Annotated in this window: 23 protein-coding genes and 3 pseudogenes; 18 read left to right on the top strand and 8 right to left on the bottom strand. The window is 67.0% G+C overall.

The features are described from left to right. Positions 1–63: 63 nt before the first annotated feature. The 11 genes from clpB to MKK50_RS05365 all read left to right on the top strand — a co-directional run bounded on the left by clpB (position 64) and on the right by MKK50_RS05365 (position 8,931). Positions 64–2,652, top strand: coding sequence for an ATP-dependent chaperone ClpB (gene clpB, locus MKK50_RS05415; protein WP_499020948.1), 2,589 nt, complete (start codon positions 64–66; stop codon positions 2,650–2,652). A 28-nt stretch (positions 2,653–2,680) separates the two neighbouring features. Continuing rightward, a complete protein-coding gene (locus tag MKK50_RS05410) occupies positions 2,681–3,289 on the top strand; it encodes a nucleotide exchange factor GrpE (RefSeq protein WP_499020947.1) in 609 nt (202 codons plus the stop codon). 56 nt (positions 3,290–3,345) lie between these two features. Then, complete coding sequence (locus MKK50_RS05405; protein ID WP_499020945.1) at positions 3,346–4,221, top strand: DnaJ C-terminal domain-containing protein; 876 nt, start codon at positions 3,346–3,348, stop codon at positions 4,219–4,221. Positions 4,222–4,234: 13 nt separating this feature from the next. After that, positions 4,235–4,570, top strand: a complete 336-nt coding sequence (locus MKK50_RS05400) for a chaperone modulator CbpM (protein ID WP_499020944.1) — start codon at positions 4,235–4,237, stop codon at positions 4,568–4,570. Positions 4,571–4,683: 113 nt separating this feature from the next. After that, positions 4,684–5,283, top strand: a complete 600-nt coding sequence (locus tag MKK50_RS05395; protein WP_499020942.1) for an Hsp20/alpha crystallin family protein — start codon at positions 4,684–4,686, stop codon at positions 5,281–5,283. 114 nt (positions 5,284–5,397) lie between these two features. Continuing rightward, entirely contained in the window at positions 5,398–5,964 is a 567-nt protein-coding gene (locus MKK50_RS05390; RefSeq protein ID WP_499020940.1) for an HdeD family acid-resistance protein, read from the top strand. A 349-nt stretch (positions 5,965–6,313) separates the two neighbouring features. Further along, complete coding sequence (gene trxC, locus MKK50_RS05385) at positions 6,314–6,754, top strand: thioredoxin TrxC (RefSeq protein ID WP_499020938.1); 441 nt, start codon at positions 6,314–6,316, stop codon at positions 6,752–6,754. Positions 6,755–7,287: 533 nt separating this feature from the next. Beyond that, on the top strand, positions 7,288–7,581 hold the full coding sequence (locus MKK50_RS05380; RefSeq protein ID WP_499020936.1) for a hypothetical protein: 294 nt from the start codon (positions 7,288–7,290) through the stop codon (positions 7,579–7,581). 75 nt (positions 7,582–7,656) lie between these two features. Then, positions 7,657–7,986, top strand: coding sequence for an FmdB family zinc ribbon protein (locus MKK50_RS05375; protein WP_499020934.1), 330 nt, complete (start codon positions 7,657–7,659; stop codon positions 7,984–7,986). Positions 7,987–8,026: 40 nt separating this feature from the next. Then, a complete protein-coding gene (locus MKK50_RS05370; protein WP_499020932.1) occupies positions 8,027–8,329 on the top strand; it encodes a putative quinol monooxygenase in 303 nt (100 codons plus the stop codon). A gap of 56 nt (positions 8,330–8,385) precedes the next feature. After that, positions 8,386–8,931, top strand: a complete 546-nt coding sequence (locus MKK50_RS05365) for a type 1 glutamine amidotransferase domain-containing protein (RefSeq protein ID WP_499020929.1) — start codon at positions 8,386–8,388, stop codon at positions 8,929–8,931. Positions 8,932–9,012: 81 nt separating this feature from the next. Here MKK50_RS05365 and MKK50_RS05360 read toward each other — a convergent pair. Next, positions 9,013–9,327 (bottom strand): annotated as a pseudogene (locus MKK50_RS05360) (type 1 glutamine amidotransferase family protein); the annotation flags it as partial. A gap of 239 nt (positions 9,328–9,566) precedes the next feature. Here MKK50_RS05360 and MKK50_RS05355 point away from each other — a divergent pair. Continuing rightward, positions 9,567–10,685, top strand: a complete 1,119-nt coding sequence (locus MKK50_RS05355; protein ID WP_499020926.1) for a hypothetical protein — start codon at positions 9,567–9,569, stop codon at positions 10,683–10,685. A gap of 2 nt (positions 10,686–10,687) precedes the next feature. Here MKK50_RS05355 and MKK50_RS05350 read toward each other — a convergent pair whose 3' ends face one another. After that, positions 10,688–10,900: a hypothetical protein gene (locus MKK50_RS05350; RefSeq protein ID WP_499020923.1), complete on the bottom strand. Its 213-nt coding sequence runs from the start codon at positions 10,898–10,900 to the stop codon at positions 10,688–10,690. 20 nt (positions 10,901–10,920) lie between these two features. Between MKK50_RS05350 and MKK50_RS05345 the strand changes: the two are divergent. Then, positions 10,921–12,271: pseudogene (locus tag MKK50_RS05345) on the top strand (IS3 family transposase). A 61-nt stretch (positions 12,272–12,332) separates the two neighbouring features. Here the strand turns inward: MKK50_RS05345 and MKK50_RS05340 are convergent. After that, a pseudogene (locus tag MKK50_RS05340) lies at positions 12,333–12,545 on the bottom strand (transposase); the annotation flags it as partial. 594 nt (positions 12,546–13,139) lie between these two features. Between MKK50_RS05340 and MKK50_RS05335 the strand changes: the two are divergent. After that, positions 13,140–14,168, top strand: coding sequence for an SDR family oxidoreductase (locus tag MKK50_RS05335; protein ID WP_499020921.1), 1,029 nt, complete (start codon positions 13,140–13,142; stop codon positions 14,166–14,168). Positions 14,169–14,195: 27 nt separating this feature from the next. On the opposite strand, the gene MKK50_RS05330 is transcribed toward MKK50_RS05335, so the two are convergent. From MKK50_RS05330 to MKK50_RS05310, 5 genes are all read right to left on the bottom strand, one after another. Next, positions 14,196–14,633, bottom strand: coding sequence for a cytochrome o ubiquinol oxidase subunit IV (locus MKK50_RS05330; protein ID WP_499020919.1), 438 nt, complete (start codon positions 14,631–14,633; stop codon positions 14,196–14,198). After that, positions 14,630–15,268 carry a cytochrome c oxidase subunit 3 gene (locus tag MKK50_RS05325; protein ID WP_183571917.1) on the bottom strand — a complete coding sequence of 213 codons (639 nt, stop codon included), beginning with the start codon at positions 15,266–15,268 and terminating at the stop codon, positions 14,630–14,632. The genes MKK50_RS05330 and MKK50_RS05325 overlap by 4 nt, the downstream gene beginning before the upstream one ends. Next, the gene (locus MKK50_RS05320) at positions 15,265–17,367 is read right to left on the bottom strand and encodes a cbb3-type cytochrome c oxidase subunit I (protein WP_499020918.1); all 2,103 of its coding nucleotides are present in this window, start codon (positions 17,365–17,367) and stop codon (positions 15,265–15,267) included. The genes MKK50_RS05325 and MKK50_RS05320 overlap by 4 nt, the downstream gene beginning before the upstream one ends. After that, positions 17,364–18,158, bottom strand: coding sequence for a COX aromatic rich motif-containing protein (locus MKK50_RS05315; protein ID WP_499020916.1), 795 nt, complete (start codon positions 18,156–18,158; stop codon positions 17,364–17,366). The genes MKK50_RS05320 and MKK50_RS05315 overlap by 4 nt, the downstream gene beginning before the upstream one ends. A 293-nt stretch (positions 18,159–18,451) precedes the next feature. Beyond that, positions 18,452–20,032 (bottom strand): GMC oxidoreductase, encoded by a 1,581-nt coding sequence (locus tag MKK50_RS05310; protein ID WP_499020915.1) that lies wholly within the window; start codon positions 20,030–20,032, stop codon positions 18,452–18,454. 145 nt (positions 20,033–20,177) lie between these two features. Between MKK50_RS05310 and MKK50_RS05305 the strand changes: the two genes are divergently transcribed. From MKK50_RS05305 to MKK50_RS05290, 4 genes are read left to right on the top strand one after another with little or no spacing between them, the layout of a single operon-like run. Continuing rightward, positions 20,178–20,660: a DoxX family membrane protein gene (locus MKK50_RS05305; protein ID WP_499020913.1), complete on the top strand. Its 483-nt coding sequence runs from the start codon at positions 20,178–20,180 to the stop codon at positions 20,658–20,660. Beyond that, entirely contained in the window at positions 20,657–21,109 is a 453-nt protein-coding gene (locus tag MKK50_RS05300) for a cupin domain-containing protein (RefSeq protein ID WP_499020911.1), read from the top strand. Before MKK50_RS05305 ends, MKK50_RS05300 begins: the two co-directional genes overlap by 4 nt. A 4-nt stretch (positions 21,110–21,113) precedes the next feature. Continuing rightward, positions 21,114–22,028 carry an SMP-30/gluconolactonase/LRE family protein gene (locus MKK50_RS05295; protein ID WP_499020909.1) on the top strand — a complete coding sequence of 305 codons (915 nt, stop codon included), beginning with the start codon at positions 21,114–21,116 and terminating at the stop codon, positions 22,026–22,028. Then, entirely contained in the window at positions 22,025–22,783 is a 759-nt protein-coding gene (locus MKK50_RS05290) for a VOC family protein (RefSeq protein WP_499020907.1), read from the top strand. The genes MKK50_RS05295 and MKK50_RS05290 overlap by 4 nt, the downstream gene beginning before the upstream one ends. The last annotated feature ends 11 nt before the right edge of the window (positions 22,784–22,794 follow it).

The raw sequence follows: 22,794 nt of genomic DNA, 5'->3' as shown, positions 1-22,794 counted from the left end.
TTTGTGCCCAGGCAGGTTGAGAGGCTTCGCTTGGCCGTATGCGACCATCATCCGGGGTGAGCGATGCAGATCGACACGTACACCGATCACCTCAAGGGCCTGATCCAGGCGGCGCAGAGCCTGGCTCAGCGCAAAGGCCACCAACGGCTCACGCCGCTTCACCTCCTGAAGGCGCTGCTCGACGACGAAGAAGGCTTGGCCAAGCGGTTGATCCAGTCCGCAGGCGGCCGTCCCGATGCGCTCGCGACGGCGCTGGACCGCGAATTGGCGAAGCTTCCGAGCGTCGAGGGCGGCGGTGCCGGTCAGATCTTCATGGCGCCTGAGACCGCGCGACTGTTCGACCGAGCCGAGGAGCGGGCGCATGCGGCGGGGGACAGCTTCGTCACGGTCGAAACCCTGCTGCTCGCCCTCGCCGAGGCCTCGGACGGGACAGGCACGCTGCTGCGAGAGGCGGGTGTGACGCCGGCCGCCCTCAAGGGTGCCATCGCCGAGCTCCGGAAAGGGCGCCGGGCCGACAGCGCGTCGGCCGAGGAAGGATACGATGCGCTGAGGAAGTACACGCGCGATTTCACCGAGGACGCCCGCGAGGGCAAGCTCGATCCGGTCATCGGACGCGACGAGGAGATCCGACGAAGCGTTGAAGTTCTCTCACGCCGTACGAAGAACAATCCCGTACTGATCGGCGAGCCCGGTGTCGGCAAGACCGCCATCGTCGAAGGGCTGGCCCAGCGCATGGTCAACGGCGACGTCCCCGACACCTTGAAGGATCGGCGTCTCCTGTCCCTCGATCTCGGGGCCCTCCTGGCCGGCGCGAAGTACCGGGGCGAGTTCGAGGAGCGATTGAAGGCTGTCCTCCAAGAGGTCACGGCTTCCGGCGACGTGATCCTGTTCATCGACGAGCTGCACACCCTCGTCGGCGCCGGAAAGGCCGAGGGGGCGATGGATGCCTCCAACATGCTCAAGCCGGCTCTCGCCCGAGGCGAGCTGCACTGCATCGGAGCCACCACCCTGGATGAGTATCGCAAGAACATCGAGAAGGATGCCGCGCTCGCCCGCCGTTTCCAGCCGGTGTTCGTCGGCGAGCCCTCCGTCGAGGAGACGATCTCCATCCTGCGCGGTCTCAAGGAGAAGTACGAACTCCATCACGGCGTGCGGATCACCGACGGCGCGATCGTCGCGGCCGCCACCCTGTCCCACCGTTACATCGCGGACCGGTTCCTCCCCGACAAGGCGATCGACCTCGTCGACGAGGCCGGGAGCCGGCTCCGGATCGCGGCGGAGTCCAAGCCCCGCGAACTCGACGAGATCGACCGCCGCGTGATCCAGCTCAAGATCGAGCGGGAGGCCCTGAAGAAGGAGACCGATCCGGGCGCACGGGAGCGCCTGAAGAAGGTCGAGGAAGAACTGATCAAGCTGGAGGCGCAACAGGCCGAGCTGACGGCACAATGGGAAGCCGAGAAAGCGAAGCTCGGAGAGACGAAGCAGCTGAAGGAGCAAGCCGAGCAGGCCAGGATCGAACTCGAGCAGGTGGAGCGGCGGGGCGACCTGACCCGCGCGGGCGAACTCCTCTACGCCGTGATCCCGCAATTGGAGCAGCGCCTCGCGGACGCGATGCAGGCGAGCCATGGCCGGTTGATCAAGCAGGAGGTCACGGCCGAGGACATCGCCGCCGTGGTCTCGCGCTGGACGGGTATTCCCGTCACGCGGATGCTCGAAGGCGAACGCGATAAGCTGATGACGATGGACGACAAGCTGGGCCAGCGCGTCGTCGGCCAGGAACCGGCGGTCGTGGCCGTGTCCGACGCGGTCCGCCGGGCCCGCGCGGGTCTGCAGGACCCGAACCGGCCGATCGGCTCCTTCCTGTTTCTCGGGCCGACCGGCGTCGGCAAGACCGAGTTGTGCAAGGCGTTGGCCGAATTCCTGTTCGACGACGAGCGGGCGATGCTGCGCGTCGACATGTCCGAATTCATGGAGAAGCACGCGGTCTCGCGGCTCGTCGGCGCACCGCCCGGCTATGTCGGCTACGAGGAGGGCGGCGTCCTGACGGAGGCGGTCCGGCGGCGGCCCTATCAGGTGATCCTCTTCGACGAGGTCGAGAAGGCTCACCCGGACGTCTTCAACATCCTGCTGCAGGTGCTCGACGACGGGCGGCTGACGGACGGGCAGGGCAACACGGTCGATTTCCGCAACACGATCATCGTCCTGACCTCGAACCTCGGTGCCGAGTTCCTGGCCGCCCTGATGGAGGGCCAGCCGGCCGAGGCGGCCCGCGAGCAGGTCATGGAGGTCGTGCGCCGGGCATTCCGGCCGGAATTCCTCAACCGAATCGACGAGATCATCCTGTTCAACCGGCTGGGCCGCAGCGACATGCGCCGGATCGTCGACATTCAGCTCCAAGGCCTCGAAGGACGGTTGGCCGAGCGGAAGATCGCGCTGCACGTCGAGGACGCGGCCAAGGACTGGCTCGCCAATGCCGGCTACGATCCCGTGTATGGTGCGCGTCCGCTCAAGCGCGTGATCCAGCGCCATCTCCAGAACTCACTGGCCAAGATGCTCCTGACAGGGGCGATCAAGGACGGCGACACGGTTCCGGTGTCGGTCCTCAACGGCCAGCTCACCGTCGGCGGCACCAGCTTGGCTCAGGCGGCCTGAAGCCGGCCGGGCTGAAGGGAGGCATGGTATGGCTGAGAAGCCTTCGGACCACGAGAGTTCCCCGCCCGCATCCGCCGGTCATTCCCCACCGTCGGATGCCCCCGAGACGAGCGCGGCATCCGGGTCGGGCACGGACGCGACCGCAGCCCTGCGGGCCGAGAACGCCGCGCTTCAGGACCGCGCCTTGCGGGCCTTGGCCGACGCGGAGAACACCCGACGCCGGGCGGAGCGCAGCGTGCAGGACGAGCGGCAATTCGCGGTGACGGGCCTCGCCCGCGAGCTTTTGCCGGTCCTCGACAATCTGCGCCGGGCCATCGTGGCTTCGGAGCAGACGTCGTCTCAGGGCGCGTCGCTCATCGACGGGGTACGGGCCACGGAGCGCCTGCTCATGGGCGTCCTGCAGCGCGTCGGCGTCCAGCAGGTCGATGCCCTCGGCGCCCCGTTCAACCCGTCGCGGCATGAGGCCATGATGGAGGTCGACGACCCTTCGAACGCACCTGGGACCGTCGCCGACGTCATGGAGGAGGGCTACGTCATCCACGACCGACTGCTGCGGCCTGCCCGTGTCACCGTGACCCGTCGCGGACCATCGAATGGCGATCACCGGCGGCACGAACCGTCGAAACACCATCCGTAAGGCGATGTCCCCGACGGGTCGCACACTTCGCCACGAGACGGCGCAGGGAGGAAGCGTTGAGCGACGATCCCTATGCGATTTTAGGCGTGAGGAACGATGCCTCTCCGGAGGAGATCCGGAAAACCTACCGCAAGCTCGCACGTAAACTGCATCCGGACGTGAATCCGGGCAACGCCGAGGCGGAAGAGAAATTCAAGAACGTATCGCGCGCCTACGATCTGTTGAACGATCCGGAGAAGCGCGCGCGCTTCGATCGCGGCGAGATCGACATCTCCGGCGTCGAGCGGCCCCGGCAGCGCTACTATCGCGATTTTTCCGAGCAATCCGCCGGCCATGCCTATGCCAGCGACGCGGGCTTTGCGGATTTCGATGCCGACGACATCCTCTCCGAGATCTTCGGTCGCCGTGATCGCTCGAATCTCCGGCGCCGGGGCGCCGATATTCGCTACCATCTCACCCTCGATTTTTTCGATGCGCTCAACGGTGCCACCCGCTCGGTGATCCTGCCGGATGGCTCCAGGCTCGATGTCCGCATCCCGGCGGGCACGCGCGATGGACAGACGCTGCGCCTGCGCGGCAAGGGGGAACCGGGTCAGGGCGGCGCGCCGCCCGGGGATGCGCTGGTCGAGGTCAGTGTCCGCCCGCACCCGGTCTTTCGGCGTGAAGGTGACGACGTCCATTTCGAACAGGGCGTCCCGCTGCGCGAGGCGGTCCTCGGTGGTCGGATCGAGGTGTCGGCCCCAACGGGGCCCGTGACGATGACGATCCCGAAGTGGAGCAGCTCCGGCAAGATGCTTCGCCTCAAGGGAAAAGGCGTTCCGCGGCCGGACGGGACAGCAGGCGACGCCTACGTGAAGCTGCTGATCAAGTTGCCGGACAGGCCTGATCCCGAACTCGAACGATGGGTCGCCGAGTGGCATAGGCGTAAGTGAGAAGGGCGATGCTATGGAAGAGCGTGAATTTCTGGCTCGGGCTGACTTGCGCGCCGATTCACTGGAGATCTGGCTGGAGACCGGCTGGCTCGTGCCGACTTACCGGGAGGGCGTCCATCATTACTTCGAGATCGATCTGGCCAGGGTCCAGCTGATTCACGATCTGCAGCACGATCTCGGGATCAACGACGATGGCGTCGCGGTCGTGCTCGACCTCATCGATCAGGTCGGCGGCTTGAGGCACGTGCTCCGGGAGGTCCTGCGGGCTCTCGAGGCGCAGCCTGACGCTGTCCGTCGGCAGATTGCGGAGGGAATGCGCGGCGCGGAGCCGATCAGGAAGGCAAACTGATAGGCGTCAGGGCTGCGATGCGCATGATCGGCTAGTCCAATGAGATCGCGCAGCCTCGACAGCGGAAGCGCGAGGGGCCGAAGGCCGCCCATCCATCACGGAGGATACACGTCATGTCCCGAGGACTCGTCGCCTTTCCGCGTTCGGGCGGTTCGACCAGGCGCGGCATGCCGAGCCCGCTGTTGACGCCGTTTCTCGCCCTCTACCACGATATGAACCGCCTCCTGCTCGATGACGCATCGGGGGCAAGCGGTGGGGCCGCAGGTGCCGCCAACCAGTCCGGCGCCACGATCCTCGTGCCGGACATCAACATCGCCGAGACGGAGCGTGAGATACGCGTCACCGTCGAGGTGCCCGGCGCCCGTGAGGCGGATGTCGAGGTGTTGGTCGACGACGACACCTTGGTCGTTCGCGCTGTCAAGGAGACCGAGCGTCAGGACGATCGTCAGAACGTTCACGTGAGTGAGCGCGTCTTCGGCACGTTCCAGCGTGCGCTCGCATTGCCGTTCCGCGTCGATCCCGAACAGGTCGAGGCTAGGGTCGAGAATGGGGTGCTCACGATCACGCTCCCCAAGACCGAGGCTCAGCAACGGACGCGCCGTGTGCAGGTGCGTGGCGCCGACCAAGCCGCCGCATCCCAAGGCTCGCTCAGCCAGAACGGCGCCGAGACGAGCCAGCAGGACAAGGCGTCCGAACAGTCAATGCCGCACTGACGGACCGGACCTCGGGCTGGTCCGTCGCGCACGCTTCAAACGAGGAGGACGCAAATGGCCGGTGCAAGCTCACAACCCTCAGGCCGCGGTTGGACCTCAGGCGAGATCGACGCCTTGAACCATTCGCTGGCCCAGAACTGGTGGGTGATGGCCATTCGGGGCGCGCTTGCAATCGTGTTTGCCATCCTGGCGCTCGCGATGCCCGTCTCGACCTTGATCGCATTGATCCTATACTTTGCCGCCTATATGTTGGTGGATGGCATGTTCGCCATTGTCGCGTCCCTGAGGGCGGCGCGGCACAGGAAGCGCTGGGGCGCCCTCTTCCTCGGAGGCGTCCTCAACATCATCACCGGGGTGCTTGCTGCCGCGTGGCCCGGCATCACCGCCCTCGTGTTCGTGGTGATCACGGCGGCTTGGTCCATCGTCTCGGGATGTACCATGCTGGCTGCGGCGGTCCGCCTCAAGCGGGACCATGGACGGTGGTGGCTGGCGCTCGGCGGTGTGACATCGATCGCCTTCGGCATCATTCTCGTTCTGGCTCCGCTCGCGGGCGCCGTGGTGCTGACGTGGTGGATCGGGATCTACGCCTTTGTCTTGGGCCTCGCCATGCTGGTGCTCGCCTTCAGGCTACGCGAACACCGCAATGATCGACCAAGCCCCACGGTGGCTCAGCCGGCTTAGAACGACAGTTGTCGCCGGGCAGCCTGCGCGAGCGCCGCTAAGTTGACCCAGCGCGTGATCATAGAGTGCAAACTGATGAAATGGACGGCGGCTTGTCGTTAGAGTGCATTTCAGAACAAAGACTTAGAGCATCGGCCCGAAAGGTGGAAACTGGCTTTCGGAAAATGCCGATGCGGCACAACAACCTGGATCATTGTGCCGGATACGATACCCAGCACGATGCTCTGGAGCCGTGATTTGACGAACGTGGTCGGGTACGGCTCGGGACGTAGGCCGATGTCTCGACAAAGCGCCTGAGATCAAGTGTGGCCCGCCGGCGGGAAGATGGTCGAGCCTGGGACAGCAACCGATGAGCGAGATGGGACGTCACATCGTCTGTCCGCACTGTGCGAGCATCAACCGCGTCCCCCTCTCCAAGCCGGCCAAGGCGGCGCGATGCGGGCGGTGCAAGCAGGCGCTGTTCACGGGGCATCCGGCTTCGATCGGCTCCGCACATTTCGACCGGCATATCCAAAGGAACGACATTCCGGTCGTGGTCGATTTCTGGGCCGAATGGTGCGGTCCCTGCAAAGCAATGGCTCCCGTCTTCGAGCAGCTCTCCACCGAGTTCGAGCCCGAATTCCGCTTCCTCAAGGTCGATACCGAGGCGGAGCAGGAATTGGCGGCGCGATACGGCATCCGCAGCATTCCGACGATGATCCTGTTCTGGAGGGGCGACGAGCTCGCTCGGCGTGCCGGCGCGGTCAACACCGAGACCCTCCGGGCTTGGCTCCGGCAGCACGAGATTTGATGACGACTTGCTCAGGCGCGACCGACGACGACCACTCGTGCTCGACGCATGGGCGTTGGACTGACCGGCTGGAGCATTTTCGCTCTGTGCTGAGTCGGATGGTAGGGTTCACGCGGGAGTCCCGCGAAATCGAGCGCGACGGCGAACGGAGCTGGCCCTGGATCGACGGCGAAGCGCCTCTGTCGTCGAGCCAAAGAGGCGCGCTATCCGGTGCCTTGCGGCTGCGCGTCACCGGCGTGTTCGATGGCCTGCGTTCAGCCCAAGCTTCAGACGGCACCGCCGGGTGCATCGCATACTGAGAGTGCCGCTCGGTCGACGAAAGAGGGAAGCCAAGGCCGACATTCAAGCTTTCGTATATCGCGCAGGAAGGACCAGAAACCGGACAGTGGTGCTCCGACCTTTGCCGGCTCGCGCAGATAGCGGAAAAACCCTTAGGAGCCGTCCCGATCAAACAAAGATGCTGCAGCCGCCGTTTCTCAATAGCGGAAGGGCCGGGCAGTCCGGAGCCGGTCGCTTCGCATCCCGGCATCGGCGTGGTCGGCGTCTACACGCCCCAGGATCCGGCCCCGCAGGACCCGCTCTACAAGCAGGGCGAGATCGTCTTCGACTACGGGCTGTTCTGGTTCAAGGGTCAGAAGATCGGCGTCGGCCAGTGCAACGTGAAAGCCTATAACCGGCAGTTGCGCGACCTCATCTCGACCGGCCGCGCGAAGCCGTCCTTCATCGTCTCGCATGAGCTTCCGCTGAGCGAGGCACCGAACGCCTACCGGCACTTCGACGCGCGCGACGATGGCTGGACGAAGGTGATCCTCAAGCCCGCCGCATGAGCCGTCGGACCGGGAGAGCCATCGCTCGCCCGGCTTGTTCGACACGTGCCTGACAGGCCCGAGCGTGAGGATCCCATGCCGATCTACGACTACGCCTGCGACGCGTGCGGGCCGTTCACGGCGATGCGGCCCATGGCGCAGTTCCGGGACCCGTGCGCCTGCCCGGAATGCGGCGACGCGGTCGCACGGACGTTCCTGAGCGCACCGGCCATCGTGGGCGGCAACGCAGGTGGCCGTCTCGCCTTCGCGGCAACCGAGCCGAGTGCGACCCATTCGGGTGGAGCTCCGGCGGTCCATCCGGCCGGCTGCGGCTGTTGCATGCGCCGTTCGCCGATCCCGAGCGCACTGGCTTCGACCGGCCGCGTCTTCACGTCGAGCGGTCCGCTGCCTCGGAGCGGGCGGTGAGACCGGAACGGAACGTCCTCGCCATCAGAAGAGGCTCGCCATGGTGACCAAGGCGCTGTTCGTACGACTGCAAGCGAAGCCCGGACGAGAGGCCGACGTGGAACGGTTCCTGCGCGACGGTCTCTCGATCGTCGAGCAGGAGCCGGCGACGACCGCCTGGTTCGCAGTCCGGATCGGACCGTCGACCTTCGGCATCTTCGACGCCTTCCCCGACGAGGCGGGCCGGCAAGCTCACCTGTCCGGCGGCGTCGCGCAGGCGCTGAAGGCGCAGGCGTCCGAACTGTTCTCCGAGCCGCCTGCGATCGGGGAGATCGACGTGCTGGCCTCGAAGCTTCCCGACTAGGCTTTCCACGTCGCGGCGGCCCTTGCCCCAAGGATCCCATCGAAAGGCGCATCGCTATGGCCGGCATCAACGGATTGAAGATCGCCATCCTGGTCACGGACGGCTTCGAGCAGGTCGAGTTGACCGAACCGCGCAAGGCGCTCGACGAGGCCGGCGCCGACACCGCGATCGTATCGCCCAAGGACGGTCAGGTTCGCGGCTGGAAGTTCACGGAATGGGGCGACAGCCTGCCCGTCGACGTGCCCCTAACCCAAGCGAGGCCGGATCAGTTCGATGCCCTTCTCCTGCCGGGCGGCGTCATCAATCCCGACGCGCTCCGGATGGACGAGAAGGCCGTCGCGTTCGCCAAGGCCTTCTTCGATGCGGGCAAGCCCGTGGCCTCGATCTGTCACGGCCCCTGGACCCTCATCGAGGCGGGCGCTGCGCGCGGGCGACGCCTGACCTCGTGGCCGTCGCTCAAGACGGATCTGAGAAACGCAGGGGCCGATTGGGTGGATGAGGCGGTGGTCGTGGGCGGGAATCTGGTGACCAGCCGCAAGCCCGATGACATCCCTTCGTTCAATCGGGAGATGATCAGGCTGTTCGCAGGCGCAGGCGGGTGAGTCCGGCCCGCGTGAAGCGGTCAGCCCTTCAAACGCGCAAGGGGCTGCGAACGCCCCTCGCGCCGTGGTCGCTCCAAGCGGTCAACGATTGTCGAGATACGCCTTCAGGCGCTCGGCCGCCGGACCGGGGGAAGCCGGGTTCTGGCCGGTGATCAGCAACCCGTCCCCGACCACGTAGGGCGCTCAGTCGCCGGCCTTAGAGAACACGCCGCCGTTTCGCTTGAGCTCGTCCTCGACGAGGAAGGGGACGATCGCGGTCAGGCCTACGGCCTCCTCCTCGGTGTTCGTGAAGCCGGTGACGGCCTTGCCCTCGACGAGCGGCCTGCCGTCGGGTGCCTTGGCATGCCGCAGCACGCCGGGGGCGTGGCAGACGAGGGCGACGGGCTTATCGGCCTGGGACGGCGTGGAAGCGTCATCGACGGAAGGATCCGTCTCGGGCTCACCCGAGGCCACAGGCTTCGATCGCAATGCCGCCGCTTGCTCGAGTGCCAGACGGGCCCGATCCCGCTGCGCGAAAGCCTCCCCGTACAACCGGTTAAGCCCCTCATCCTGGCATTCCGTCAGCCAGGGGATACCGGCGTCCGCCCGCGTGCGGTCGTAGACCCGCCGGGACCTATAAGTTCACCGACACGCTCGTGACGGCCGCCTCGGACTTCTCCCTTCAGGGAGATGGCTCGGCTTCGACGAAGCTCGTCTGCGCCGGCACCGGCACCACGAAGGATCTGATCACCTTCGGCAACTCGTCCGTTTTCGTTATTCGGTCGCTCGTCAGGGGGTTCACGGTCGACAGCTCGACCAAGATGACGGCGGGCACCGCGCTCCTGTTCTACCGGTACGCGCGCTCCATCGTGCAGGACGTGATCGCCGCCGGCCAGGACGGCACGCAGACCCTCTGGCTCGGGATGTGGTTCCGGGAGTTCGATGCCGTCAAGCTGCTGCACTGTCAGATCCGCTGCCAGGCCGATGGAGCGCGCGTGAACGAGGGTGCCGGCGGCGGGGCCAAGGCCGACCTGCACATGCTGTGCGGCAAGATCCAGCAGTGCGGCGTCGGCCTGCGCGTCGGCGGCGCGTTCGGCGGCCTCCTGGTGGATTACCTCACGGCGGCGAACGGCACCGGCCTCATCATCGACACGACGCCGACGGCCGAGGGCAACCGCGAGCTGAATTTCGGACCCCTGGCGCAGTTCGACGGCTCGACCGACGGCCCCGGCATCCGCATCTCGGATACCCGGGCCGGCGTCGGTTCCTATTTCGAGTTCGATGGAACGTGGCTGGCGTCGAGCTCGACCCACAATTTCATCATCGACGAGAACGTCTCGGCCACCATTACCTATACGGGCGGGACCAGCTTCAACGCCGTCGGCAGCGCCTTCTACAACAACTCGTCCTCGGTCAACCTGCACATCGTCGGGGTGCTTATCCGGTACTCGCAGCGGTACGGCGTCGAGAGCGCGGTCGCGGTCGCGGTCGAGGGGATCCAGGTCGTCGCGCCATGGTTCCAGCAGAACTCCATGGGCGACTTCGGACCCGCGATCCGACCTCCGCTGCTCTACTCCGGCGCCATCCGGCCCGCCGCGACCGCGCATACAGGCCTGCCTACCGACGCGGCGACGGGGCGCTACGAGGGCGTGCTGTGGTACATCACCAACGGCCGCAAGTCCGGCGAGGCCGCCGGCGCGGGCACGGGGCAAATGTGCTACTGGTCGAATGGCGTCTGGCGGAAGCGGCGCGACGACCTCGGGGGGGAGGTCTGAGGCTAGGCGGCTTCGATCTGCAGACCGCCGACCATCGTCAGGAGCGTCCCGTCCGGAACGGGGCGGGCATCGATCTTCGCGCGCGAAGGCTCGATCCACGACGAGACGACCCGGCGCCCCCGCTGGACATACACGTCCGATTGTCCGCCGTTGTCCGCCGTCAGCACTCCTGAGACATACTGAGGGTCTTCTCGAACGGAGGATGGCTGGTTCATCGTAGCCTCCAGAAGCGAAGATGAAACAGACGTCCGGGCCGGCACGGAAGCCGGCAGAAGCCGTGATCAAGGACATCCGTCGCGCGACACGCCGACAGTTCTCGGCCGAGGAGAAGATCCGCATCGTGCTGGAAGGCCTGCGCGGTGAAGACAGCATCGCCGAGCTGTGCCGGCGTGAGGGCATCGCCAGTTCGATGTACTACGGCTGCTCCAAGGAGTTTCTGGAGGCCGGCAAGAAGCGGCTGGCCGGCGACACGGCCCGTGCCGCGACCGCTGATGAGGTCCAAGATCTGCGCCGCGAGACGGGTGCGCTGAAGGAACTCGTGGCCGACCTCGTCCTGGAGAACCGCCTGCTGAAAAAAAGCATGACCGCGGCTGGGGGCGACGAGGCATGAGGTACCCGGCCTCTGAGAAGCTGGAGATCATCCAGCTGGTCGAGCAGTCCCACCTGCCGGTGCGCGCTACCCTGGAGAAGCTCGCCATCCCGCGCGCCACTTTCTACCGCTGGTATGACGCTTTCCAGTGCGGCGGCCCCGAGGCATTGGCGGATCGTCCCTCGCGGCCCAGCCGGGTCTGGAATCGTCTGCCCGCAGAGATCCGCGAGCAAATCGTCGCCCTCGCGCTGGAGCAGCCGGAGCTCAGCCCGCGCGAGTTGGCGGTGCGCTTCACCGACGAGCGGCGCTACTTCGTTTCGGAGGCAACCGTCTACCGCTTGCTCAAAGCCCAGGACCTGATCACCAGCCCGGCTTACATCGTCGTCAAAGCCGCCGATGAGTTCCACGACAAGACGACCGCGCCCAACCAGCTCTGGCAGACGGACTTCACCTACCTGAAGGTTGTGGGATGGGTTGGTACTACCTCTCGACCGTGCTCGACGACTTCTCGCGCTACATCGTGGCGTGGAAGCTGTGCACGACGATGCAGGTCGGCGACGTCACCGCCACGCTCGACCTTGCGCTGGCGGCGGCCGGGCTCGACCACGTGCAGGTGGCGCATCGGCCACGGCTACTTACCGACAACGGATCGAGCTACGTCGCGGGTGATCTGGCCGACCGGCTCGGCAGTCGGGGTATGACCCATATCCGCGGTGCGCCGCGCCATCCGCAGACGCAGGGCAAGATCGAGCGCTGGCACCAGACGCTCAAGAACCGCATCCTGCTCGAAGACGCCTACCTGCCCGGCGAATTGGAGGCGCGGGTTGCCGCCTTTGTCGAGCACTACAACCACGCTCGGGCTCACGAGAGCCTGGGCAATCTCACCCCTGCCGACGTCTACTTCGGCCGCGGCGAGACGATCTTACGTGAACGGGCGCTGATCAAGCGCCAGACCCTCATGGATCGCCGCTTGCGCCATCACGCGCAGGCTGCCTAACCACTCAACCCAGGTGGACCAGAGCCTCCGTTCCTGAGCACCTCAAAGCGTCTCAAATCATCTGACGACGGACACGATTGAAACGGTTGTAGACGGTCGTGCGCGGACCATACGCTGCCGGGCAGTCGCGCCAGCGGCAGCCAGAGGTCAGCACGTGCAGGATGCCGGGGATGACCTGCCGATCGTCGTTCCTCTCCGGCCCGGGCTGGTTCTTGGGCATGAACGGCTCAATCACTGCCCATTGCTCGTCCGACAGCCAGAACAGGTCCGCCACCGCCGCCTCCACGCTGAAAACGGTGGCTCTGAATCACAAAAACCATATCCGCTGCAACGCTTTGGTTCGGTTCAAACCCTAGCTTGTCCAGGGCTGGTTGCGCTTCGCACAGCTAGATGCCGTGCCAGTCAGTCGCGGTTTTGACGAGGGGCATGATGTACCCCGACATGCCGATGTCGTGACCGCCGCTTAAAGGTCCGCTTCTTCTTATCAAGCGGACGTCTCGGCCGGCAGGCTTGAGGGTCTGCAAGGGGTCAGGAGTTCGCATGCCTTTTATTCGGCTGTGCGCCACATCCGGACCTTCGACGGGAGGGGCTTGAATGTCTGATCGTAGGTCGAAAGCGGCTGTTCGAGCCGCGCCCGATGCGTAGTGGCGGAGGCTTCCGCCCGGACAGTTCGAGACGATCCGGACCTAATTGATAAGAACGGAGGGCGGTCGTCCGATGACGGCGCATCGCTACCCCCGGGGCTGGAACTTCGGTTGCGCCGCTCGGGTACCGTCGCAGGCGACCGGAGCCATGAACGCCGTCATCGATCGGACGTTGACGGCTCGGCCGTGGTGACAGGGCCGAGTGCGTCCGAGATGGGTGATCGATGAAGCGCAATGAGAAGGACGGCCGGCATCGGACCGTGGTGGTGACGGGAGCCAGTGCCGGGGTGGGACGGGCCATCGCGCATGAATTCGCGCGGCACCGCTGGAATGTTGCGGTCCTGGCCCGCGGCGAGGCCGGTTTGCAGGGCACGGTGCGCGACGTCGAGCGGGCCGGGGGCCGCGCCCTGGCGCACCGGGTCGATGTCGCGGATGCCGAGGCCGTCATGCGGGCCGCCGACGAGACCGTGCGGGCATTTGGCGGCATCGATGTCTGGATCAACGTCGCGATGGTGACGATCTACGCGCCCGCGCAGCAGACGCCGCCGGAGGAATACCAGCGGGCGACCGAGGTGACCTATCTCGGGCAGGTCTATGGGACGCTGGCCGCCCTCAAGCACATGCAGCGCCGCGATGAGGGCACCATCGTCTGCATCGGCTCAGCTCTGGCCTACCGTTCGATTCCGCTGCAATCGAGCTACTGCGCCGCGAAGGCCGCCGTGCGCGGCTTCCTCGACAGCCTGCGCAGCGAATTGCTGCACGACGGTTCCCGCGTGCGGCTGACGATGGTGCAACTCCCCGCGGTCAACACCCCACAATTCGACTGGGCGCGCTCGCGCATGCAGCAGCAGTTGGAGCCGGTGCCGCCGATCTATCAGCCGGAGGCCATCGCGCGCCACGTCTACCGCGCGGCCCACACCGCGCCGCGCGAACTCTGGATCGGCTTCCCGACTTGGAAGGCGATCATCGGCAACATGATCGCGCCCGGCTGGATCGACGGCTACCTCTCACGGCACGGCTATCGCGGCGAGATGACGAGCCGGCCAGCCCGCGCGAACCGACCGGACAACCTCTACGAACCGGTCGATACCGATCCGGGGGCGCATGGACGCTTCGACGACCGGGCACTCCCGTCGGTGTCCGCCGCCGACCCGCGCTGGCTCCGGCTCGGCCTCGCCGCCGCACTCGGGACGGTCGCTTTCGGCGCGCTGGCAGCCGCGCGGGCGTCCGGACCGTCGCGCCGCCTTCGGTAGAACGGTGGGGCTGCCCCTCGAACCCGGCTACATCATCCGCATGCGTAGGTTGAACAGCACGACGAGGGTGCCGCCCACCATCAGGGCGATGATGAGGGTCGAGAACAGGATCAGCTGGAGGTCGTCGCGGGCCGAGCGCTTAAGGTCGATGTGCAGGAAGCAGCGGAAATGCACTACGGCCTGGACCAGCGCGAGGCCGAAGACGAGGCCGAGCGCGGTCGCCCCGGCCGCCCACCGCCACGTCACGATGGAGAAGGCGGCGCAGGTCAGGAGCAGCGCCAGGACATAGCCGATGCCGTAGGTGAGGAGATCGCGCCGCCGGGCATGGCGCGGGTCGGCCTCGGACGCCGCAGGCTTCGGCCGCGGCGGAGGGCCGGCGGACACGGCCCGCGCGAGCCCGATCAGGCCGGCGGCGCCGAGGGCCCGGAGCAGCACCGTGCCCCGCGACGGTCCCTGCGTCGTCATGCGGACGCTCCCTGCAGGTAGACCACGGAAAAGATCGCGATCCAGACGATGTCGAGGAGGTGCCAGAACAGCCCGAGCTTCAGCAGGTTCAGCTTGACCCGCGCATCGGTGCCGAACACCGCGATCTGGACCAGCATCACCCCGATCCAGAGGCAGCCCGCCGCGACGTGCAGGCCGTGGGTCGGCACCAGGGCGAAGAAGGCCGAGAGGAACCCGCTGCGGTTCGGGGTCGCCCCGTCGGAGACCATCGTGCGCAGGTCGCTCAGCTCGAAGCCGAGGAAGGCGATCCCGAGGGCCAGCGTCACGCAGAGCCAGAGGACGAGGCCGCGGCGGCCCTCGTCGTATTTCAAGGCGATCGCGGCGAGCCCGAAGGTCAGGCTGCTGGTGAGCAGGATCAGCGTCTCGATGAAGGTCGGCCCGAGCTTCAGCGTCTCCTGCGGGCCCGGCGCGCCGGCGGTGGCCGCGACCTGCGTCCCGTAGATCGCGAACAGCAGCGCGAACAGGATCGCGTCGCTCATCAGGAATAGCCAGAAGCCGTACAGCCCGGTCGCGGCCTCCCCCGGCTCCATCTCGTCGGAATCGAGGAGGTTGAGCCCGACATGCTGCAGTTGCGGCCCCTGCGCAGGCGCGATCATGCCGTCACCTCCGACGGGAACGGGCGGGCGAGCCCGAGATTGGCCGGCTCGGTCTCGCGTTCGCGCGGCACCGGACGCACCGTGTGGGCGCGCTCCAGCCAGAGCCGCTCGGTCGCCTCGACCTCGGCGGCGGGGATCGTGCGGTGGATGTCGCGCACGAAGCTGCGGGCGACGACCGGAATCCAGATGCCGAGGAAGCCGACGAGGCTCAGCCAGCCGATATGCCAGACGAGGCCGAAGGCGCAGGCCGCTGCCGCGAGGCCGACAAGCGGGCCGACCCAGCTCTCCTTCGGCATCACGATGTCCTCGTAGCGCGAAGGGGCCCGGTAAGCCTCGCCGCGCTCCTTCAGCCAGTAGAACGGATCGAGCCGATCGACCCGCGGGATCGTGGCGAAGTTGTACTCGGGCGGCGGCGCCGCGACCGACCATTCGAGGCCGCGGGCATCCCAAGGGTCGCCCACCGGCACGCGGTTGGCGTCCCGGTCGCGCACGCTGACGAAGAGCTGCACGAACAGGCTGACGAGGCCCGACAGCAGCAGCACGGCGCCGCAGGCCGCCACGATCAACCAGGGTCGGTAATCGGGTTCGAACAGGGCTTGGCTGCGCCGGGCCATGCCGCCGAGCCCGAGCACGTAAAGCGGCATGAAGGCGAGGTAGAAGCCGCTGACCCAGCAAACGAAGGCGACCTTGCCCCAGACTTCCGACAGGCGGAAGCCGAACGCCTTGGGAAACCAGTACATATATCCGGCGATCATGCCGTAGAGCAGCCCCGGGATCAGCATGTTGTGGAAGTGGGCCACGAGGAACACAGTGTTGTGGACCACGTAGTCGATCGGCGGGATCGCGAACATGATCCCGGTCAGGCCGCCCAGCACGAAGGTGACGATGAAGGCGAGCGCGAACAGCATCGGCGCCGTGAACCGGACCTCGCCGCGAAACATCGTCCAGATCCAATTGTAGATCTTCACTCCTGTCGGGATCGAGATCGTCATCGTCGCGATCCCGAAGGCGGCGTTCACGCTCGCGCTCTGGCCCATGGTGAAGAAGTGGTGCAGCCAGACCGTGAACGACAGCACGGCGATCGCCATCGTGGCGATGGCGAGCGACTTGTAGCCGTAGAGTTCTTTTGAGGAAAACGCCGAAATGACTTCCGAGAACACGCCGAAGGCCGGCAGGATGAGGATGTAGACCTCCGGATGGCCGAACAGCCAGAAGAGGTTCACGTAGTTCATCATGTTGCCGCCGAGGTCGTTGGTGAAGAAGTGGAAGTCCAGGTAACGATCGAGGGCGAGCAGAGCGGTCGCGACGGTGAGCGGCGGGGTCGCGAAGATCATCAGGATCGCGGTGCAGAGCGAGGTCCAGCAGAACAGCGGCATGCGGGTGAGGTGCAGGCCGGGGCAGCGCTTCTTGTAGATCGTCGCGGCGATGTTGATCCCCGATAGGGTCGTGCCGAGCGAGGCCAGGGTGACGGCCCAGATCCAGTAATCCGGGCCGACGCCGGGCTGGAACGCCTTGCCTGTGTAGGGCGGGTAGCCCGACCATCCGCCGGTCGAGAACTCGCCGACCGCGAGCGAGAGCATCACGAGCCCGGCCCCGCCGCCCGTCAGCATCAGGCTGATCGAGTTCAGGAGCGGGAAGGCGACGTCGCGCGCGCCGATCTGCAGCGGCACGACGTAGTTGATCAGCCCCGTCAGGAACGGCATCGCCATGAAGAAGATCATGATCGTGCCGTGGGTGCTGAAGAGCTGCGCGAAGTGCTCCGGCGCGACGATGCCCGGCGCGTTGACTGCGAGCGATTGCTGCGCGCGCATCAGCACCGCCTCGACCAGGGCGCGGCTGAGCATGACTCCGGCCAGCACGACGTACATGATGCCGATCTTTTTGTGATCGAGGCTCATCAGCCAGTCCTGGAAGAGCGGGCGCCACCAGCGCTTCCACGTCAGCAGGGCCACGAGAGCGAGCGCGCCGACAACAACGAGCGCGCCGGCCAGCGCGCCGATGAGTTCGCTGACCGTGGGGTTGTCCCAGGCCCGCACGAACGGGAACGCCCGCAGGTTCAGGCGGCCGAACAGGGTGAGCCAGTGGCCGTCTTCGCTCATTGGGGGTGATGTCCGTGGGCGGCGTGCATGCCGGGCGCGTGCCGGGAGAGGATCGACCCGAACAGGCCCGGCGTGACCGAACCGAACAGGATCGGTTCGGGCTGGATCGAGCGGGCGGTCAGGGACGCGTAGGCGGCCCCGTCGAGGGTCCTGCCGCCCGCGCGGGCCCGCGCGAGCCAGCCGGCGTAGTCGTCGTTCGACTGCGCCAGGACCGCGAATTTCTGGTTCTGGAAGCCCGTGCCGTTGAACTGCGTATTCTCGCCGCGAAAGCGACCGGGCGCGTGCGCCGCGAGGTTCAACTGCGTCGTCATGCCGGCCATCGCGTAGATCTGCCCGGCGATTCGCGGCACGAAGAACGACTGCATGACCGTGGCGCTCGTCAGGCTGAGATGGACCGGACGGTCGGCGGGAAAGGCGAGTTCGTTGACGCTGGCCACGCCCTCACCGGGATAGATGAACAGCCATTTCCAATCGAACGCCACCACCTGCACCTCGACCGGCTGATGCGGCGAGGCGAGCGGCTTGTAGGGATCGAGCGCGTGCGTGTCGCGCCACAGGAACACCGCGAGCACGATCACGATGATCGTCGGCGGGATCCAGATCAGGCCTTCGAGCGGCCAGTTGAACCCCCATTGCGGGCGGTAGGCGCTCTTCGTGTTCGATAGCCGGTAGTGCCACGCGAAGATCGGTGTCAGCAGCATCACCGGGGCGGCGACGAGGACCATGATCGCGCAGACGAGCAGGAACAGGCTGCGTGTCTGGTCGGCGACCGGGCCGGCGGCCCCGAGCATGCCGTGATCGAGGACGCCGCACCCGCCAAGCGGCAGCAGCGCGAGGACACACAGGCATGACGGGAGGCGCCGAAGCGACCGGCCCCGGCGGACCGCTCCGCCGGGAAGCGTGTGCGCGGGGGTGGCCTCAGGCATCGCGGCCTCGTCCATTCCGGTTCGTGGTCAGAGGTTCGCCTCCATGGTTGGACCGGCCTCAAGCACCGGCCCGAACGGTGGGAACCGGTTTGCGGAAAAAGCCAATGCGGCACAACAACCTAGCGCATCGTCCCGGATCCGATATCCGGGACGATGCGCTAAAGCCGCGCCGCGATCCCGTCGGCCACCCGCAGGGCGTTGGCGATGATGGTCAGCGTCGGGTTCACGGCGCCGATCGAGGGGAAGAAGCTCGCATCGGTGACGTAGAGGTTGTCGATGCCGTGCGCCCGGCAATCGAGGTCGAGCACGGAACTGTCCGGATCGAGCCCGAAGCGCAGGGTGCCGGCCTGATGCGCCGTGCCGCCGATTGGCGTGTCCTTGCCGAGATAGAGCGTGCGGTCGAACAGGTGCGGGTGGATGTCGAGGCTGTCGCACAGCCTGCGCAGCTTTTCGCGCAGCCGGGCCTGGGCTTCCGCGTTGGTCGCCGTCAGGTCGAGATGCACCCGGCCATCGCGGTAGTGGATGCGGTTCTCCGGCCGCGGCAGATCCTCGGAGGTCAGCCAGAAATCGATCGAGTGCCGGGCGATGTAGTCGAACGGCCGCGTCGGCAGCCATTGCAGGAAGCCCGGCAGCCCCTCCGCCTCGATCTGCATCCCATCGGACTTGCCGACCATCTGGATGTGGCCGAGCGGAAATTCCCACTCGTTCAGCGGGCTGCGGTCGTGGCCGTAGTAGAAGTCGTTGAGCCCGAGCGTCTTCTGGAACTGCGTCGGGTTCGGGTCCTTCGAGATCGCCAGCACGGTGGTGTTGTTGTGGCGCATGTAGTTGCGCCCGACTTGGCCCGAGCGGTTGGCGAGCCCGTCCGGATGCCGGTCGTTGCCCGAACGCAGGAACAGCAGTGCCGACGACAGCGCGCCGCAGGCGACCACGAACAGGTCGGCGCTGAGCGTATGGCTTCGGCCCTCGATCGTGACCTCGACGCCGGTGATCCGGCCGCCGCCCGCATCGGTCAGCAGGCGCTCGGCATAGGCGTTGCGCAAGAGCGTGACGTTGGGGTGGGCGGCCAGCGTCGGATCGATGCAGATGATCTGCGCATCCGCCTTGCCGTTGGTCAGGCTCGGATAGCCGTCGAACGGGTCGCAGCGCAGCAGCGGCGAATGCGGCAGGGTTCCGCCCCTGCCATCCTCCTCCATCAGCGCGCCCATCGGCAGGTGGAACGGATGATGGCCGGTGCGGGCGAGGTCGTCGGCGAGCTTCTGGATGCGCGGCTCGTGACTGATCGCGGGCTTAGGGTAGGGATGCGGCGCGGGCGGCTCGGTCGGGTCCTCGCCGCGGGCGCCGTGGACCTGGAACAGCTCCTCGGCCGCCTGATAGTAGGGCGCGAAGGCATCGTATTTCAGCGGCCATTCGGGCGAGATGCCATCCGGGTGGCGCTGCGCCTCGAAGTCGCTCTCGCGAAGCCGGAACAGCACGCCACCATAGACCTTCGAATTGCCGCCGACGTAGTAGTGCAGACCGGGCTTGAACGCGTCGCCGTTGGAGGAGGTCCACGTCTCGTCCGCCTGATAGCGGGCCTTGCGGAAGACCGCGTCGGTGTCCCAGTTCTCGCGCTCGCGCGGCAGGTAGTCGCCGCGCTCGATCACGAGAACCCGCTTGCCGGTGCGTGCGAGGCGCCACGCCACCGAGCCGCCGCCGGGCCCCGAGCCCACGATGATCACGTCGTAACGGTCGTCGCTCATCCGCCTCGCTCCGCGTTGCGACGCGTGAACGGACGGCGGCGCCCCCCGTTCCAGGCAGGTGCCACCGCCAAACTGATGCGAGACATGCGCGAACCGCACCGGCCCAGTGACGTTGGCAGCCGAAAGACGAAACCGGGAGACCCGGATGACCCTCGAGGTGTTCGCCGCCTTCGCGGCCCGAGCCTGTCTGGTGCTGCTGTTCCTGCCGTTCAGCGCCCTCGACAAGGTTCTGAATTTTTCCGCCGCGGTCGGGCAAGCCGCGCAGGCCGCGCGTTCGCGTCCGCGCGCGATGGCGCTGATCCTCGCCGGGCTGTTCGTCGAGGTGACCATGTCGCTGGGCGTGCTCACCGGCATCGCCGACCGCTTCGCGGCTTTCGTGCTCGCGGGCTATTGCATGGTCACGGCGCTGCTATGGAAACCGTTCTGGCGCAAGCCCGATTTCCGCCTGAGGGGCTCGAGCGAGGGCCGCGAGACGTTCTGGGATTTCCTCAAGAACTTCGCCGTGGCGGGCGGCTTCCTCGCGCTCGCCTGGGGCGGGCCGAGTGCGCAGGGCGTCGCAGCCTTCCTGCACGACCCGTTCGGGTCGACGCATCCCTACGAGCAAGCCATTCCGGAGACAGGTCGATGAGCGAGCCGGGCGACAAGCCGAGCGTGCCCTACTGGCACCTCTACACCGACGCGGACGGCATCAGCCGTCAGGTCCGCTGCGCGATGACCGAGTTCCATCTCGCCTCGATGAAGCCGCCGGCCTCGCCGCAATGGCAGGGCGTGAAGCACCACGACGGCATGACCACGATGATCACGGTCCAGCCCGTCGGCTGGGAGGGTACGTGGCACGAGAATCCGGCGCCGCAATGGATCATCCCCTTGAGCGGGCGCTGGTACGTCGAGTCGATGGACGGCACCCGGATCGAGATGGGGCCGGGCGAGATTTCGTTCGGCGAGGACCAGGGCTGCCGCACGGTGGACGGCAAGACCGGGCACAAGTCCGGCACGGTCGGCGACGCGCCCGCCGTGCTGATGGTGGTGCAGTTCGACACCAAGCGCGAACGCACCACGCCCTGCCGGTTCGGGTGAGCCGATGGACGGATTCGAGATCCACGATCCCCGGTTCCGGCGCTACGTGCTCGACAATGCCGGGCTGGAGGAGATCGCCGCGGGCTTCCGCTGGGTCGAGGGTCCGGTCTGGATGGGCGACTGGAACTGCCTGCTGTTTCAGGACCTGCCGCGAAACCGCACGATGCGCTGGAGCGAGGCGGAAGGCCTATCGATCTACCGCGCGCCCTCGGATTACGGCAACGGGCAGACCCGCGACCGCGAGGGGCGACTGATCGCCTGCTCGCATCACGGTCGATGCCTGTATCGCACCGAGCACGACGGGCGCGTCACGCGGCTCATCGATCGCCACGCGGGCAAGCGGCTGAATGCGCCCAACGACGTGATCGTGAAATCGGACGGCACGATCTGGTTCACCGACCCGCTCTACGGCATTTCCAACGATTACGAGGGCGGCCGGCAGGAATCCGAGCAGCCGCCGGCCCTTTACCGCTTCGACCCCGCGACCGGCGACATCCGCGTCGCGGCCGGCGATTTCGACGGACCGAACGGCCTCGCCTTCTCGCCCGACGAGCGGCGCCTCTACGTCTCAGAGACCGGCGACCAGAGCCGGCCCGATCCGCGCCAGTACATCCGCGTGTTCGACGTCGGTGCGGACGGCACGCTTAACGGCGGCGACATCTTCCATAAAATCGCGCCGGGCTACTGCGACGGCATGAAGGTGGACGAGGACGGCAATGTCTGGTCGAGCGCCGCCGATGGCGTCCACTGCCTCTCGCCGGAGGGGCGCCTCCTCGGCAAGGTGCGAGTGCCGTACCGCGTTTCCAACCTGACCTGGGGCGGGGTGCACCGGAACCGCCTGTTCATCGCCGCCTCGCAGCGCGTGTTCGCGATCTTCCTCAACCGCCGCGGCGCCCCGCTGCCGGGGGCCGGGCGATGACCGGCTTGCGGATCGCCGCGATCCGCTTGCTCTGCCCGGACCCGGCGGCCACCGCCGCCTTCTATACGGCGGCCTTCGGCGCCAGCCTCGCCGCGGGCGGCGTCGCGCTCGGAGCACAGACGATTCAACTCGCGCCCGCCTCCGACCATGGGGGCGAGCCCGCGCCCTCCAACGGCACCGACTTCCAGCATTGCGCCCTCGTCGTCGCGGACATGGAGGCTGCCTACGCGCATCTCTCCGAGGTGCCCGGCTGGACGCCAATCTCGCGGGCCGGGCCGGAGCGACTGCCCGCGCGTTCCGGCGGCGTGAGCGCGTTCAAGTTCCGCGATCCCGATGGGCACCCGCTCGAACTCCTGGCCTTTCCGCCGGAGGCCGTACCGCCGATCTGGCGGGATCGACCGGGCCTGTTCCTCGGAATCGACCACACGGCGATCACGGTCGCCGACACTGAGCGCGCCGTCGCCTTCTATGCCGGCCTCGGGTTCCGGGTCGCGAGCCGGGGACTGAACCGGGGCCCGGAGCAGGCCCGTCTGGACGCGGTCGACGATCCGGTCGTCGAGGTGACCGGCCTCACGCCGCCGGGCGGGGCGGCGCCGCATCTGGAGCTTCTGTGCTACCGCGCGCCGGGCACGGTCCCGAGCCCCTGCGCCGACGGCTCGCCTCTGGCCACCCGAATCGTCCTGGCCGGCGGGAGCAACCTCCGTGACCCCGATGGCCATAGGCTGGTCGGCAACAACAATATTTCGTTATTTTGATCATCTACGGC

Origin of the sequence: Methylobacterium sp. J-043, from assembly GCF_022829505.1 — a bacterium.
In the GTDB taxonomy this organism is placed as follows: Bacteria; Pseudomonadota; Alphaproteobacteria; order Rhizobiales; family Beijerinckiaceae; genus Methylobacterium; species Methylobacterium extorquens_A.
This window is presented reverse-complemented; position numbering and strand designations above follow the sequence as displayed.

What these genes read in the sequence shown, in the direction of transcription:
- MKK50_RS05320 (WP_499020918.1), bottom strand. Translation starts at nt 17,367, where the DNA reads ATGAGCGAAGACGGCCACTGGCTCACCCTGTTCGGCCGCCTGAACCTG.
- MKK50_RS05370 (WP_499020932.1), top strand. Translation starts at nt 8,027, where the DNA reads ATGGTGACCAAGGCGCTGTTCGTACGACTGCAAGCGAAGCCCGGACGA.
- MKK50_RS05330 (WP_499020919.1), bottom strand. Translation starts at nt 14,633, where the DNA reads ATGACGACGCAGGGACCGTCGCGGGGCACGGTGCTGCTCCGGGCCCTC.
- MKK50_RS05375 (WP_499020934.1), top strand. Translation starts at nt 7,657, where the DNA reads ATGCCGATCTACGACTACGCCTGCGACGCGTGCGGGCCGTTCACGGCG.
- MKK50_RS05305 (WP_499020913.1), top strand. Translation starts at nt 20,178, where the DNA reads ATGACCCTCGAGGTGTTCGCCGCCTTCGCGGCCCGAGCCTGTCTGGTG.
- MKK50_RS05325 (WP_183571917.1), bottom strand. Translation starts at nt 15,268, where the DNA reads ATGATCGCGCCTGCGCAGGGGCCGCAACTGCAGCATGTCGGGCTCAAC.
- MKK50_RS05300 (WP_499020911.1), top strand. Translation starts at nt 20,657, where the DNA reads ATGAGCGAGCCGGGCGACAAGCCGAGCGTGCCCTACTGGCACCTCTAC.
- MKK50_RS05365 (WP_499020929.1), top strand. Translation starts at nt 8,386, where the DNA reads ATGGCCGGCATCAACGGATTGAAGATCGCCATCCTGGTCACGGACGGC.
- MKK50_RS05335 (WP_499020921.1), top strand. Translation starts at nt 13,140, where the DNA reads ATGAAGCGCAATGAGAAGGACGGCCGGCATCGGACCGTGGTGGTGACG.
- MKK50_RS05350 (WP_499020923.1), bottom strand. Translation starts at nt 10,900, where the DNA reads ATGAACCAGCCATCCTCCGTTCGAGAAGACCCTCAGTATGTCTCAGGA.
- MKK50_RS05410 (WP_499020947.1), top strand. Translation starts at nt 2,681, where the DNA reads ATGGCTGAGAAGCCTTCGGACCACGAGAGTTCCCCGCCCGCATCCGCC.
- MKK50_RS05290 (WP_499020907.1), top strand. Translation starts at nt 22,025, where the DNA reads ATGACCGGCTTGCGGATCGCCGCGATCCGCTTGCTCTGCCCGGACCCG.
- MKK50_RS05395 (WP_499020942.1), top strand. Translation starts at nt 4,684, where the DNA reads ATGTCCCGAGGACTCGTCGCCTTTCCGCGTTCGGGCGGTTCGACCAGG.
- MKK50_RS05400 (WP_499020944.1), top strand. Translation starts at nt 4,235, where the DNA reads ATGGAAGAGCGTGAATTTCTGGCTCGGGCTGACTTGCGCGCCGATTCA.
- MKK50_RS05295 (WP_499020909.1), top strand. Translation starts at nt 21,114, where the DNA reads ATGGACGGATTCGAGATCCACGATCCCCGGTTCCGGCGCTACGTGCTC.
- clpB (WP_499020948.1), top strand. Translation starts at nt 64, where the DNA reads ATGCAGATCGACACGTACACCGATCACCTCAAGGGCCTGATCCAGGCG.
- trxC (WP_499020938.1), top strand. Translation starts at nt 6,314, where the DNA reads ATGAGCGAGATGGGACGTCACATCGTCTGTCCGCACTGTGCGAGCATC.
- MKK50_RS05310 (WP_499020915.1), bottom strand. Translation starts at nt 20,032, where the DNA reads ATGAGCGACGACCGTTACGACGTGATCATCGTGGGCTCGGGGCCCGGC.
- MKK50_RS05315 (WP_499020916.1), bottom strand. Translation starts at nt 18,158, where the DNA reads ATGCTCGGGGCCGCCGGCCCGGTCGCCGACCAGACACGCAGCCTGTTC.